Genomic DNA, 13,933 nt, shown 5'->3' with positions numbered 1-13,933 from the left:
GACCAGAGACGTGTCCCAGACCCTTCGCAACGACCGCTTCCTTCGCGCCCTCCGCCGCGAGCCCGTGGACTGCACGCCGGTGTGGCTGATGCGCCAGGCCGGACGCTACCTGCCGGAATACCGCGCCAGCCGCGCAAAGGCGGGCAGCTTCCTGGCGATGGCCAAGAACCCCGAGCTGGCCTGCGAGGTCACCCTGCAGCCGCTGGCGCGCTTCGAGCTGGACGCCGCGATCCTGTTCTCCGACATCCTCACCATCCCCGACGCGATGGGCCTGGGCCTGTACTTCGTCGACGGCGAGGGCCCGAAGTTCGAGCGCCCGCTGCGCGATGCGGCGTCGATCGCGAAGCTCGGCGTGCCCGACATGGAATCCGAGCTCGGCTACGTGATGGACGCGGTGCGCGTGATCCGCCGCGAGCTCGACGGGCGCGTGCCGCTGATCGGGTTCTCCGGCAGCCCGTGGACGCTGGCCTGCTACATGGTGGAAGGCGGCGGCAGCAAGGACTTCGCCCGCATCAAGGCGATGGCGCATACCGATCCGCAGGCGCTGCACGCGCTGCTGGCGGTCAACACCGACGCGGTGATCGCCTACCTGGCGGCCCAGCGCGCGGCCGGCGCGCAGGCGCTGCAGGTGTTCGACACCTGGGGCGGCGTGCTGTCGCCGTCGATGTACCGCGAATTCTCGCTGCCCTACCTCGAGCGCATCGCGCGCGAGCTGGAGCGCGGCGAAGGCGAGGCACGCACCCCGCTGATCGTCTTCGGCAAGGGCAATGCCGCCTACCTCGGCGAGCTGGCCGACTCGGGCGCCGAGGGCGTGGGGGTGGACTGGCTCATCGACCTCGGCGACGCCGCACGACGCACCGGTGGCAAGGTCGCACTGCAGGGCAACCTCGACCCGACCACGCTGTACGGGACGCCCGAGGCGATCCGCGGCGAAGTGCGCCGGGCGCTCGACAGCTACCGCGAGGGCAATGGCGGCTCGCGCGAGGGCCACGTCTTCAACCTCGGCCACGGCATGTCGCCGGGCATGGATCCGGAACACGTGCGCGTGCTGGTCGACGAAGTGCACGCCTACAGCCGGCGCTGACGCTCCGGTACGACGTCCCCGCAGGTCAGCCCAGGCCGCCGCCCGGGGTGGCCTCAGGTGCGCGCGCGAGGGATCCAGCCTTCAAGCGCCGTTCCCGCTGCGCAGGGTGTCGATCGCCGACCCCAGCATCGCGCCGGTCACGGGCTTGCGCAGGAAACCGTCGAAGCCCGCTTCGCGCGCGACCACTTCGGCTTCGGCGTCGGCACGCGCCGTGATCGCGAGCAGCGGCGCCAGGAAACCCTGGGCGCGCAGCTGACTGGCCAGCGCCAGGCCGGTGATGCCTGGCAGGTCGAGGTCGAGCAGGGCCATGTCGAAACGCTCCGAGGCGACCTCGGACAGCGCGGCAAGGCCGTGCGGGACATGCACCACCTCATGGTGGTGCGCGCGCAGCAGGCCGGCGATGACCGCCGCCACCGTGGGATCGTCCTCGACCAGCAGCAGCGAAAGGCCCGGGCGCGTGGCATCGCGGGCCGGCCCACCGTCGGTGGCCGCCGCACCTTCGGGCGGGCGGGCCTCGGGAAGCGGCAGGTCGACGGTAAAATCGGTGCCCTGGCCAGGCGTGCTGTCCAGCTCCACCCGGCCACCCATGGCCATGGCCAGCTCCTGGCAGATCGCAAGCCCAAGCCCGCTGCCGCCATAGCGCGCCGCGGTGCGCGCGCCATCGGCCTGCTCGAAGCGGCGGAACAGGTGCGCCTGCTGCTCCTCGTTGAGGCCCGGCCCGGTGTCGGACACCACCAGGCGCACGCCGCCGGTCGCGATCGGCGCGGCCTGCAGCGTCACGCTGCCGGTCTCGGTGAATTTCACCGCGTTGCCCAGCAGGTTGAGCAGGACCTGGCGCACGCGGCCGGCGTCACCCATCAGCCAGCGCGGCGTCCGTGCATCCACGTGGCGCCGGAACGCGAGACCGCGCCGGCGTGCCAGCGGCTCGACCAGGCCGGCGACCTCGTCCAGCAGCGCGACCAGGTCGAAGGGCTGGACGACCAGCTCCAGCTTGCCGGCCTCGATGCGTGCCAGGTCGAGCGCATCGTTGACCAGGCGCATCAGGTGCTCGCCGGCGTGGCGGATGGCATCGGCATAGCCGCGCTGGCGGGCGTCGAGCGTCGTGCCCAGGAGCAGCTCGCTCATGCCCAGCACCCCGGTCATGGGCGTGCGCACTTCGTGTCCGAGGGTGGCGAGGAAGCGGGTCTTCGCCAGCGAGGCCTGCTCGGCCAGCACGCGCTTCTCCTCGTTGAGCTGCCAGCCGTGGCGGCGCTTGAGCCGCAGGCGGTAGGCATGGGCGCTCCACAGCAAGAGCAGCGCCGCGGCCACCGCGAACAGGGCCAGCGCCCAGGGTGCCTGCCACCACGGCGGCTGCACGTGCAGCTGCAGCAGTTGCACCGGCGTCCACTCGTCGTCTGCGGTGCGCGCCTGCACGTGCAGGCGGTAGGCGCCAGGCTCGAGGCGGGCGAAGACGCGCTCACCGGCCGCGCCGGTGTCGACCCAGCCGGGGTCGTAGCCCTCCAGCCGGAACCGGTAGCGGTGCGCGTGCGCGTCGGTGAACGACAGCAGGCGGGCGACCACGCGCAGGTCGCGGTCGTCATGGCGCAGCGACAGCCGCGACTGCGGCGACAGCGCGATGCGTGCGTCGCCGCGCCGCAGGTCGACCGACTCGATCGCAAGCGTCGGCATGCGCTGGCTCCAGACCACCTGGCGCGGGTGGAACAGCAGCAGCCCGTCGGCCGTGCCGGCGGCGATATAGCCCTGCGCCGACATGGCCATCGGGAATTCGCTGAACTCGTGGCTCGGCAGTCCGTCGCGCACGCCGTAGACGCGCAGCCGGGCGTCCTCGGGGTCGAAGCGCACCAGGCCGCGCACCGTGGTCAGCCAGACCACGCCATCGGCGTCGACCATGACGCCGCCGGGCGCGACCATCGGCAGCCCCTCGGCGCTGCCGACCACGCGCAGCGGCCGCAGCGAAGCCCCGTCCCAGGCCCAGGACGACAGCTCGCCGTAGCCGGCCAGCCATACCGTCCCGTCGCCGGCGATCGCCACGCTGTAGACCGCGGCTTCCGGGGCACCGGGAACCGGCGCGAAGCGACGGGCGCCGGCGTCCCAGGCCAGCAGGCCGCCGGAGGTGGCCACCCACAGTCCGCCATCGGGCGCCAGCATCAGCTGCTCGACGGCGTCGGTGTCGTCCAGGCCGCGGCCGCTGCCACGGTCGATGGTGTCGAGCACGGGTCCGTCCGGCGCACGTGCCTGGACGCTCTGGTGGCTGGCCAGCCAGACCGTGCCGTCGCGCTGCTCCACGAACTGCGCGATGCGCCCCGCGGGCGCGGCGTCGCGCGTGCCGTCGGCCAGCCAGCGTCGCAGCGCGCCGCTGCGCGGATCGAAGCGCACCAGGTGGTCCTGGCAGCCCAGCCAGACGTGGCCGTCGCGCACCTCGATGACCCCGGTGATGAACAGCGTGCCGCACACCGGGCCCAGCCGGTGCCCGATCTCGCCGGTTTCGGGCTCGAGATGATCGAGCGCACCGCCCGTGCCGACCAGCCACAGGCCGCGCCCCTGGCCCTGGGACGCGGGCGCCGCGCTGTAGACGAAGGCGTTGGCCAGCGATGCCGGGTCGCCGAGCCGCCGCTGCAGCACGCTGAAGTTCCGCCAGTTCGCCGGCAGGTGCCACAGGCCGGCATCGGTGCTCGCGAACCACAGGCCGCCCTCGCGGTCCTCGTAGGCGGTGGACCAGGCCGGACGCACCAGGCCGCGGCTGGTGGTGCTGTACAGCGGGACGTTGTCGACGCGGTCGCCACGCACCCAGGCCAGGCCGCTGCGGGTGTCGAGCCAGCGCGCGCCCTGCCCGTCCTCGAGCAGCATGTTGAGCGCGGGCTCGCCGAGCACCGGGTCGAGCCAGGGCAGGGATTCGATGCGTCCATCGGCATGGCGGACCCTGCCGGCGCCATGGATGCCCATCCAGAGGCTGCCGGCCGCGTCCAGCGCCAGTCCATCGACCATCCGCGTGCCCAGCCGCTCCGGCGGCAGGCGCGCGAAGCCATCCCCGGTCCAGCGCGCGACGCCACCCTTGGTGCCGACCCAGAGCGTGCCGTCGCGGTCGTCCACCACCAGGTGGGACACGCCATCGGCCGGCAGGCTGGTGGCGTCATCGGGATCGTGCCGGTAGCGACGCATCCGCCCGTCCGGCGACAGCCGATGCAGGCCGCCGTCGGCGGTGCCGAACCAGACGTCGCCATCCGGCGTGCTGGCCACCGACCAGACATCGTTGCTGGCCATTTCCGGATGGGTGGCGCGGTCGTGCCAGGTGAAGTGCTCGCGGGTGACGTCGAGCATCGCCAGGCCCGACGTCGACGTGCCGATCCAGACCCGGTCCGCCGCATCCACGTGCACCGACCAGACGAAGTTGTCGCGCAGCCCGTCGCCCACGCGCCAGGTGCGGAAGCCGACGCCGTCGTAGCGCGCCAGGCCGTCGCGGGTGGCGATCCACAGGTAGCCGCGGCGGTCTTCCGCGAGCGCGTTGACGCGATTGGAAGGCAGCCCGTCGATGACGCTGATCTGCCGCGGCTGCGGCATCTGCGGCACGGCGGCGCCGGCCGCACCCGCCAGCAGCCAGAGCAGGCACAGCAGCAAACACACCGTCCAGCGCCGCATCCGATTCCCCTTTCGCCCGCGATGCCGTGCGGCATCCCGCGCCCCCGCCGACATCGTCGCAACGCCGCCGTGCTGGCGCAAGTTTCACCAGCGCCGGCCACAGGCCTAGAATCGGCCCGGATGCCCCCACGGGCGCCGCAGGCACTGCCATGAACGCCCCGCGTCACGGTTGCTTCGCACGGATCCTCTGTACCGGCATCGTCTGCGTGCTCGCCGCGGCCTGCGGCACGGCACCGCCGCGCGCGCCGGCGCCGGACGGCGCGGTCGCGGACGGCAGGCCCGCCGACGGCATGGCCGCGCCCACCCTGCCGGCGCCACAGCCGGGCGCCGCGGTCTACGCCGTGGATCCGGTGCACACGCGCATCGCGATCGCGGTCGACCACGCGGGCTTCTCCAAGGCGATCGGGACCGTATCGGGGACCACCGGCACGCTGCACCTCGCGCCGGGAACGTGGGACGGCGCCCAGGTGGCCGTGGCGATCCCGCTCGACCAGCTGGACTTCGGCGACGGCGCCTGGAACCGGGCGGTGGCCGCGGGCGGCCTGCTCGACAGCAACCGGCATCCCCAGGCGCAGTTCCGTTCGCTGCGCGTGGAGCCGGTGGATGCGGCGCGCGCGCGCCTGCACGGCGAGCTGACCCTGCGTGGCATCACCCGCGAGGTCGTGCTCGACGTGGTGCGCAACGGCGAACGCCGCTATCCGCTGCCGCCATTCCGGCAGACCGCGGGCTTCTCGGCGACCACCACGCTGAGCCGCGCCGATTTCGGCATCACGGCCTGGAACTCGATGATCGGCGACGCCGTGGACGTGCGGATCGAGCTCGAAGCCAGCCGCTGAGGGCGGCGTCAGCCGAGGAAGCGTGCCAGCCCGGCGGCGCCGAAGGGCCAGTCCAGCTCGCGCCCTGCCGCGTCGCGCAGCACCGGCACGCGGTGGCCGTAGCGGGCCTCGAGCGTCGCGTCGCCGTCGATGAATACGCTCTCGAACTCGGGTGCGCGCGCCGCGGCCAGCACCTCCAGGGCGAGGTCGCAGAGGTGGCAATCGTCGCGCTGGAACAGGACCAGGGGCATGCGGATGGAACTCTCCGTCGGTGGGGCCGGGCCAGGCCCGGCGCGGGGCGGCGGCTATCATAGGCAATCCACCCGCCCCTCCGGGACGCCATGGCCGTCAGCACGTTCGACCTCTACAAGATCGGCATCGGGCCGAGCTCCTCGCACACCGTGGGGCCCATGCGCGCGGCCGCGCGTTTCGTCGAGCACTGGCTGGACGAGCCCGGGCGGCTGCAGGACGTGGCGCGCGTGCGCGCCGAGGTGTTCGGTTCGCTGGCGCTGACCGGGCGCGGCCATGGCACCGACAAGGCGGTGCTGATGGGACTGGAAGGCCATCATCCGAACGCGATCGATCCGGACATCATCCCGTCCGCGCTGGAGCGGATCCGCGGCGGCCGGCAGGTGATGGTGCTCGGGCGGCATCCGGTGGCCTTCGACGAGAAGCGCGACCTGGTCATGAACAAGCGCCAGAAGCTTCCGCACCACACCAACGGCATGCGCTTCACCGCCTATGACGCCAGCGACGAGGTGATCGCCACGCGTGACTACTACTCGGTCGGCGGCGGCTTCGTGGTCAACCAGGACGAAGCGGCCGAAGACCGCATCGTCGCCGATACCACGCCGGTGCCGTATCCGTTCAACAGCGGCCGCGAACTGCTGGCGCAGTGCGCCGAGCACGGGCTGACGATCGCCCAGCTGATGATGGCCAACGAGAAGTCCTGGCGCAGCGAGGACGAGGTGCGCGCCGGCCTGCGCGAGATCCATGACGCGATGCAGGCCTGCATCCAGCGCGGCATCGCCAATGGCGGCACCCTTCCCGGCGGCCTGCGCGTGTCGCGCCGCGCGCCCGCGCTGTACGCCGAACTGACCGGGCGTCCGGAAGCCGGCATGCGCGATCCGCTGACCACGCTCGACTGGGTCAACCTGTACGCGCTGGCGGTGAACGAGGAGAACGCCGCGGGTGGCCGGGTCGTCACCGCGCCAACCAACGGCGCGGCCGGCATCCTGCCCGCGGTGATGCGTTACTACGAGCGCTTCTGCCAAGGTGCAAACGAGCAGGGCATGTTCGACTACCTGCTCACCGCCTCCGCGGTCGGCATCCTCTACAAGGAAAACGCTTCGATTTCCGGTGCCGAGGTCGGCTGCCAGGGCGAGGTCGGCGTGGCCTGCTCGATGGCCGCGGCCGGCCTGACCGCCGCGCTCGGCGGCACGCCCAGCCAGGTCGAGAACGCGGCCGAGATCGGCATGGAGCACAACCTGGGCCTGACCTGCGATCCGATCGGCGGCCTGGTGCAGATCCCCTGCATCGAGCGCAACGCGATGGGCGCGGTCAAGGCGATCAACGCCTCGCGCATGGCGCTGCGCGGCGACGGCAAGCACAAGGTCACGCTGGACGAGGTCATCAAGACCATGCGCGACACCGGCCGCGACATGCAGGACAAGTACAAGGAAACCTCGCGCGGCGGCCTGGCGGTCAACGTCATCGAGTGCTGAGCCGCGGCCCACTCCCGCGGCGTGCGCCGCGGCCCCATAATCCCCGCATGTCGAAATTCCTCCTTGCCGCGGCGATCGCGCTGTCCGTCGCCGCCTGCGCCACTGCGCCCGCGCCACCCGATTCGCGGCGGTCATCCGCGTCCGACGGCGTCCCCGGTTCGGGCCTCGTGGCGGAAGCCTGGGTCTCGGCGGACCTGCCCGGCGAAGAGCTCGATTCGATCGCCACCTGGGTCGACCGCGACGGCCGCACCCTGCTGATCGCCACCGGCAAATCGACCCATCGCCTGGCGCTGTTCGACGGCGACAGCGGCGAGGCGCTGCGCACGGTCGGCGGCCGGGGCAAGGCGCCGGGCGAGTTCACCCGGCCCAATGGCCTGGCGGTTTCCGGCAACCTGCTGTTCGTGGTCGAGCGCGACACGCCGCGCGTGCAGCTGCTGGGCCTGCCCGATCTCCAGCCGCAGGGCTCCTTCGGCGGCGACGAACTGCGCGCGCCGTACGGCATCTGGCTGCGCGAGTCCGCGCCTGGGGAGCTGGAGGCCTTCGTCACCGACAGCTTCATGTACGGCGAGCGCCACGACGTGGTGCCGCCCGCGGCGGAACTCAGCCAGCGGGTGCGGCGCTACCGGCTGCGCTTCGACGAACAGGGCCACCTGGATGCCGCCTACCTCGGCTCGTTCGGCGAACCCGAGGGTCCCGCGCGGCTCAACATGGTCGAGTCGATCGCCGGCGATCCGGTGCACGGCCGCCTGCTGGTCGCCGAGGAGGACCGAAAGAGTCCCTCGAACCTGCACGTCTACGGTTTCGACGGCCGCTGGAGCGGACGCAGCCTGCCCGAGGGCACCTTCGCCGGCGAGGCCGAAGGCGTGGTGCTCTGGGCCTGCGGCGCCCGTGCCGGCTACTGGCTGGCCGTGGACCAGCAGGCACCGCTGACCTGGTTCCACCTCTTCGACCGCGAGACCCTCGCGACGGTCGGCAGCTTCCACGGCCAGGTGACCGCCAACACCGACGGTATCGCGCTGCATGCGGCGCCGACGCCGCGCTTCCCCGGAGGCGCGCTGTACGCGGTCCATGACGACCGCGCGGTCTCGGCTTTCGACCTGCGCCAGATCGTCGGCCTGCTGGGCCTGGATCCCGCCTGCCTGGGCTGACCGATGCCTGCCCGGCCCACTCCGTCCGGACTTTCCGCGTGGCTGGGCCGCTTCCTGGCGATGGCCGTGGCCATTGCCATCGCCATTGCCGCGCTGCCCGCCGCAGCCGCAGCCGCCAGTGACGGTGCCGGTGCCGGTGCCGGGGAGCGTGACCCTGCCCCGCTCGCACGCCTGGAGATCGTCGACCGCGGCGCGGGGCCGGAGGCCTGGGCGGAGAACCTGCTCTCGGGCCCGATCGAAGTGATGTTGCGCGCGACCGGTGCGGCGCCCCCGGCGGAGCCGGCGCTGCCCGCGCGCGCCACGGTGCCGGCCCGCGCGCGGGTGCTGGTGAGCCGGATCGGACGCGCAGACGCGCAGCTGGTCCTCGAGGTCGTTCCCGGCCATCCGGGCGCGCGGCCGCTGGACGGCGAATATGCCTGGCCGCTCGGGTCTCGTACGCTGCGCGTCAGCCAGGGCTGGGGCGGCACCTTCAGCCACCGCGATGACGAGAACCGCCACGCCGTCGATTTCGCCACGCCCGAGGGAACGCCAGTGCTCGCCGCGCGCGAGGGCGTGGTCATGCAGGTCGAGGACCGCTTCGGCAGCGGCGGCCTGGGTTCCAGCGACGACACCGGCCGCGCCAACTTCGTGCGCATCCTCCACAACGACGGCACCATGGCCCTCTACGCCCACCTGGCCCCCGCCGGCGCCCGGGTGCGCGCCGGCGAACGCGTCCGCCGCGGCCAGCGCATCGCCACCTCGGGCAACACCGGCTACAGCGGCGGCCCGCACCTGCACTTCGCCGTCCAGGCCAACCGGGGCCTGCGCCTGGTCTCCCTGCCCTTCAGGATGTTCGGCCCGGGCGGGATCCTGCGCTTTACCGATGCTGCGGTGGGGGTCGAGGAGTAGAGCAGGCGCTTTTTGCCGCGGATTGCTCTTGGGATCCCCATGGCGGCCGTATAATCGCGGGTTCCCCGCAGACTCCCGGCGCCAGCAAGGCGCGTATCGCCATGCCCGACGTAGCCGCCGAAGCCCGCCGCCGCCGTACCTTCGCGATCATTTCGCATCCCGACGCCGGCAAGACCACGCTGACCGAGAAGCTGCTGCTGTTCGGCGGCGCGATCCAGATGGCCGGCTCGGTCAAGGGCCGCAAGGCCGCGCGCCATGCGACGTCCGACTGGATGAAGCTCGAGCAGGAGCGCGGCATCTCGGTCACCAGCTCGGTGATGCAGTTCCCGTACGAGGGCTGCGTGGTCAACCTGCTGGACACGCCGGGCCACGCCGACTTCGGCGAGGACACCTACCGCGTGCTGACCGCGGTCGACAGCGCGCTGATGGTGATCGACGTCGCCAAGGGCGTCGAGGAGCGCACGATCAAGCTGATGGAGGTGTGCCGCATGCGCGACACGCCGATCATGACCTTCATCAACAAGCTCGACCGCGAAGGCCGCGACCCGATCGAACTGCTCGACGAGGTCGAGACCGTGCTCGGCATCCAGTGCGCCCCGGTCACCTGGCCGATCGGCATGGGCAAGCGCCTCAAGGGCGTCGTGCACCTGGTCACCGGCGAGGTGCACCTGTACGAGCAGGGCCGCAACTTCACCCGCCAGGACTCGACGATCTTCGCCTCCATCGACGACCCGCAGCTCGAGGCGCGCATCGGTACCGACATGCTGGCCAGCCTGCGCGAGGAGCTCGAACTGGTGCAGGGCGCGAGCCATGCCTTCGACCTCGATGCCTACCGCGCCGGGCGCCAGACGCCGGTGTTCTTCGGCTCGGCGGTGAACAATTTCGGCGTGCAGCCGCTGCTCGACTTCTTCGTCCGGCACGCGCCCCCGCCGCAGCCGCGCGAGACCACGGTGCGCGACGTGGCGGCGGACGAGGCCAGGCTCACCGGCTTCGTCTTCAAGATCCAGGCCAACATGGATCCGCAGCACCGCGACCGGGTGGCCTTCATGCGCGTGTGCTCGGGCCGCTTCGAAGCCGGGATGAAGGCCTTCCACGTGCGCGCGGGCAAGGAGATGAAGCTCGCCAACGCGCTGACCTTCATGGCCAGCGATCGCGAGATCGCCGCCGAGGCGTACCCCGGCGACGTGATCGGCATCCACAACCACGGCACCATCTCGATCGGCGACACGTTCACCGAGGGCGAGCAGTTCACCTTCACCGGGATCCCGAACTTCGCGCCGGAGCTGTTCCGCCGCGCGCGCCTGCGCGATCCGCTCAAGCTCAAGCAGCTGCAGAAGGGCCTGGAGCAGCTGTCGGAAGAAGGCGCGACCCAGTTCTTCCGCCCGCTGATGTCCAACGACCTGATCCTGGGCGCAGTCGGCGTGCTGCAGTTCGACGTCGCGGCCTACCGGCTCAAGGCCGAGTACGGCGTCGACGCGATCTTCGAACCCGTCGGCGTGGCGACCACGCGCTGGATTCGCTGCGACAGCGAGAAGAAGCTCGAGGAATTCCGCGAGAAGAACGCCGGCAACCTCGGCATCGACGCCGCCGGCGAACTCGTCTACCTCGCCCCGAGCCGCGTCAACCTGCAGCTCGCCCAGGAACGCTGGCCCGACGTGCGCTTCGATGCCACCCGCGAGGCGGCGCATACGCGGGCCGCGGGTTGATGAACTCAACTGTAGGAGCAGCTACAGCTGCGATCGCAGCACCAGCGTGCTGACCAGGCCCGCCTCGCCAAGACCGCGCGCCGGGATCGCAGCTATAGCTGCTCCTACAGCTGATGTTGGCTTTGCTCCATCCGCGTAGACCGGCTTTGATCCGCGTCCATCCGTGGCAAGGCCTTGGCTCCTGGACACACCCACGCATGGCATGATCGTTCCCGTTCTTTCCCCGGGGTTCCTGCGTGTCGACGATGAGCCTGCGCCAGAAGCGCGAGGAGTTGGCCAGTGCGCTGACGCACGGCCTTGGCGCCACCGCCGCGCTCGCGGGCGGTGCGGTGCTCATCACGCTGGCGGCGATCTTCGGCAATGGCTGGCAGCTGGGCGCGGCGATCGTGTTCGGCGTCACCCTCCTGCTGCTGTACCTGGCCTCGACGCTCTACCACGCGTTCCAGCACCCGGTGCTCAAGGGACGGCTGAAGGTCCTCGACCACTGCGCGATCTACCTGCTGATCGCCGGCACCTATACGCCGTTCACCCTGATCGGGCTGCGCGGGCCCTGGGGCTGGGGCCTGTTTACCGCGATCTGGACGCTGGCGATCGCCGGCGTAGTGTTCAAGCTGTTCCACACCGGGCGCTACCGGCGCCTGTCCACGCTGATCTATGTCGCGATGGGCTGGCTGGTCCTGGTGGCGATCAAGCCCGTGCTGGCCGCGCTCGATGCCTGGACGCTCGGCTGGCTGGTCGCCGGCGGCGTCTTCTACACCCTGGGCACCGTGTTCTACCACCGCGAATCGATCCCCTACGCGCACGCGATCTGGCACCTGTTCTGCATCGCCGGCAGCGTGTGCCACTACGTCTCGGTGATGGCCCAGGTCACCGGTCCCGGCTGAACGGCTTCCATCGCGTTCACCGTTGTTTGACCGCCGGCGCGGGAGGCTGGCCGCTGCATCCCACGGAGCCGGCGCATGCCGACGGAGTCCACGTCCCAGGGCGCCACCCACAGCAGGCCGGTCGAGGCCGTCCTCGCGCATCCGTGGCGCACGGTGGCGGTGGTCGTGGCGGCCGGCCTGCTGGCACTGCTGCTGCTCTGGGACTGGAACTGGTTCAGGGGTCCGGTGGAGCGCATCGTCTCGGCGCGGACCGGGCGCAGCTTCGACATCGGCGGCGACCTGGACGTCGATGTCGGGCGTACCGCGGTGATCCGCGCCGACCGCCTGACGCTGGGCAACGCCGACTGGTCGGACAGCCCGGACATGGCCACGACGGACAGGCTCGAGCTCCACGTCCGCCTGTGGCCGCTGCTGGCAGGCCAGGTGCATATCCCCGAGCTGCGCCTGCGCCAGCCGGACATCCTGCTCGAGGCCGGCGAGGACGGCGGCAACTGGCGCTTCGACGGCATGTCGGGCGAAGGCGAGGGGCCGCGCATCGACCTCCTCCACGTCGAATCGGGCCGGCTGCGCTATGTCGACGCGGCCAGGGAGACCGACGTCGACCTCGGCGTCGCCAGTGAGGATACGGAGGATCCGTCGGTGCGCCCGCTGGCCCTGAGCGGCGACGGCCACTGGCGCGGCGCCCCGTTCGAGCTCACCGGCGCCGTGGCCTCGCCGCTGGCGCTGCGCGAGACCGAGACGCCGTATGCGATCGACCTGCGCGCCTCGGCCGGGGCCACCCGCGCCCACGCACGCGGCGCCATCACCCGCCTGCTCGGCCTGTCCGCCTTCGACCTGCAGATGGCGCTGTCGGGCAAGGACCTCGAAGACCTCTACCCGCTGCTCGGCATCGCGATGCCGCACACCCCGCCCTACGAGCTCGACGGCCGCCTGGTCCGCGACGATGCGGTGTGGCGCTATGAAGGCTTCAGCGGCAAGGTCGGCGACAGCGACCTCGGCGGCACCGCGAAGATCACCACCGGGCGCGAGCGCCTGCTGTTCGAAGGCGACCTGCATTCGAAGCTGCTGGACTTCGACGACCTGGCCGGTTTCGTCGGCGGTGCGCCGGACAGCGGCGCCGGCGAAACCGGCAACGCCGAGCTCGAGGCCGAAGCCGCCAAGCGCGCCGCCGCCGGCCGGCTGCTGCCCGACACACCCTACGACCTGCACAAGCTGCGCAATATGGATGCCGACGTGCGCTGGAAGGCCGCCCGCATCGAGGCGCCGGGCTGGCCGCTGGACGACATGGACGTGCGCATCCTGCTCGAAGCCGGACTGCTGCGCCTGGACCCGCTCGAGTTCGGCGCGGCCGGCGGACGCATCCGCTCCACGGTGCGCATGGATGCCCGGCAGGACGCGATCCAGACCCACGCCGCGATCCGTGCGCGCGGGCTGGAGCTGGGCCGGCTGCTGCCCGACAACGAGCTGGCGCAGGGCGCCGTCGGCCGCGTGAGCGGCGACATCGACCTTTCCGGGACCGGCAATTCGGTCGCGCGCATGCTGGCCACGGCCGACGGCGATGCCACCCTCGGCATGGGCCGCGGACAGGTCAGCAACCTGCTGCTGGAACTTGCCGGCCTCGATATCTACGAGGCGCTCAAGTTCCTGATCGGCAAGGACCGCCAGGTCGCGGTGCGCTGCGCCTTCGGCGACTTTGCGGTCCAGGACGGGGTGATGACCACGCGCGCCCTGGCCTTCGACACCGAGGACACGATCATCATCGGCGAAGGCACGATCGACCTCGGCGAGGAGCAGCTGGACCTGCTGCTCAAGCCGCGGCCCAAGGACCGCAGCATCCTGGCGCTGCGCTCGCCGCTGGTGATCGACGGCAGCTTCCGCGACCCGGGCTTCCGCCCCGACATGGCGCGCCTCGGCCTGCGCGGCGCGATCGCGCTCGCCCTGGGCAGCATCGCGCCGCCGGCCGCGCTGCTGGCGACCCTGGAACTGGGTCCGGGCGAGGACAGCACCTGCGGCGGCCAGTACGCGAAATAGCGCCCCGGCGCCGCCTC

The 13,933-nt window shown here is 71.7% G+C and carries 10 protein-coding genes; 8 read left to right on the top strand and 2 right to left on the bottom strand.

What is annotated here, in order from left to right:
* Positions 1–10: 10 nt before the first annotated feature.
* Positions 11–1,084, top strand: a complete 1,074-nt coding sequence (gene hemE, locus JG616_RS04860; RefSeq protein WP_199391833.1) for a uroporphyrinogen decarboxylase — start codon at positions 11–13, stop codon at positions 1,082–1,084.
* A gap of 81 nt (positions 1,085–1,165) precedes the next feature.
* Here hemE and JG616_RS04855 read toward each other — a convergent pair whose 3' ends face one another.
* The gene (locus JG616_RS04855; protein ID WP_199391832.1) at positions 1,166–4,720 is read right to left on the bottom strand and encodes a hybrid sensor histidine kinase/response regulator; all 3,555 of its coding nucleotides are present in this window, start codon (positions 4,718–4,720) and stop codon (positions 1,166–1,168) included.
* A 149-nt stretch (positions 4,721–4,869) separates the two neighbouring features.
* On the opposite strand from JG616_RS04855, the gene JG616_RS04850 reads away from it, so the two are divergent.
* The gene (locus tag JG616_RS04850) at positions 4,870–5,556 is read left to right on the top strand and encodes a YceI family protein (protein WP_235972876.1); all 687 of its coding nucleotides are present in this window, start codon (positions 4,870–4,872) and stop codon (positions 5,554–5,556) included.
* Positions 5,557–5,564: 8 nt separating this feature from the next.
* Here the strand turns inward: JG616_RS04850 and JG616_RS04845 are convergent, their stop codons facing one another.
* Positions 5,565–5,786: a glutaredoxin family protein gene (locus tag JG616_RS04845; protein ID WP_199391831.1), complete on the bottom strand. Its 222-nt coding sequence runs from the start codon at positions 5,784–5,786 to the stop codon at positions 5,565–5,567.
* A 90-nt stretch (positions 5,787–5,876) separates the two neighbouring features.
* Between JG616_RS04845 and JG616_RS04840 the strand changes: the two genes are divergently transcribed.
* From JG616_RS04840 to JG616_RS04815, 6 genes are all read left to right on the top strand, one after another.
* Positions 5,877–7,259, top strand: a complete 1,383-nt coding sequence (locus JG616_RS04840) for an L-serine ammonia-lyase (protein WP_199391830.1) — start codon at positions 5,877–5,879, stop codon at positions 7,257–7,259.
* 47 nt (positions 7,260–7,306) lie between these two features.
* The gene (locus JG616_RS04835; RefSeq protein ID WP_199391829.1) at positions 7,307–8,407 is read left to right on the top strand and encodes a phytase; all 1,101 of its coding nucleotides are present in this window, start codon (positions 7,307–7,309) and stop codon (positions 8,405–8,407) included.
* A 3-nt stretch (positions 8,408–8,410) separates the two neighbouring features.
* Complete coding sequence (locus tag JG616_RS04830; RefSeq protein ID WP_235972875.1) at positions 8,411–9,295, top strand: M23 family metallopeptidase; 885 nt, start codon at positions 8,411–8,413, stop codon at positions 9,293–9,295.
* A 101-nt stretch (positions 9,296–9,396) separates the two neighbouring features.
* Positions 9,397–11,001 carry a peptide chain release factor 3 gene (locus tag JG616_RS04825; RefSeq protein WP_199391828.1) on the top strand — a complete coding sequence of 535 codons (1,605 nt, stop codon included), beginning with the start codon at positions 9,397–9,399 and terminating at the stop codon, positions 10,999–11,001.
* A gap of 236 nt (positions 11,002–11,237) precedes the next feature.
* On the top strand, positions 11,238–11,885 hold the full coding sequence (locus tag JG616_RS04820; protein ID WP_199391827.1) for a hemolysin III family protein: 648 nt from the start codon (positions 11,238–11,240) through the stop codon (positions 11,883–11,885).
* 75 nt (positions 11,886–11,960) lie between these two features.
* A complete protein-coding gene (locus tag JG616_RS04815; protein ID WP_199391826.1) occupies positions 11,961–13,916 on the top strand; it encodes an AsmA family protein in 1,956 nt (651 codons plus the stop codon).
* Positions 13,917–13,933: the final 17 nt, after the last annotated feature.

It is taken from the genome of Luteimonas sp. MC1895 (genome assembly GCF_016457215.1).
GTDB lineage: Bacteria > Pseudomonadota > Gammaproteobacteria > Xanthomonadales > Xanthomonadaceae > Luteimonas.
Note: the sequence above shows the minus strand (reverse complement) of the source record. Positions and strands in the feature narration are given on the sequence as shown.

Coding starts and splice junctions, on each gene's coding strand:
- JG616_RS04855 (WP_199391832.1), bottom strand. CDS start 4,720: ATGCGGCGCTGGACGGTGTGTTTGCTGCTGTGCCTGCTCTGGCTGCTG.
- JG616_RS04850 (WP_235972876.1), top strand. CDS start 4,870: ATGAACGCCCCGCGTCACGGTTGCTTCGCACGGATCCTCTGTACCGGC.
- JG616_RS04845 (WP_199391831.1), bottom strand. CDS start 5,786: ATGCCCCTGGTCCTGTTCCAGCGCGACGATTGCCACCTCTGCGACCTC.
- JG616_RS04840 (WP_199391830.1), top strand. CDS start 5,877: ATGGCCGTCAGCACGTTCGACCTCTACAAGATCGGCATCGGGCCGAGC.
- JG616_RS04835 (WP_199391829.1), top strand. CDS start 7,307: ATGTCGAAATTCCTCCTTGCCGCGGCGATCGCGCTGTCCGTCGCCGCC.
- JG616_RS04830 (WP_235972875.1), top strand. CDS start 8,411: ATGCCTGCCCGGCCCACTCCGTCCGGACTTTCCGCGTGGCTGGGCCGC.
- JG616_RS04825 (WP_199391828.1), top strand. CDS start 9,397: ATGCCCGACGTAGCCGCCGAAGCCCGCCGCCGCCGTACCTTCGCGATC.
- JG616_RS04815 (WP_199391826.1), top strand. CDS start 11,961: ATGCCGACGGAGTCCACGTCCCAGGGCGCCACCCACAGCAGGCCGGTC.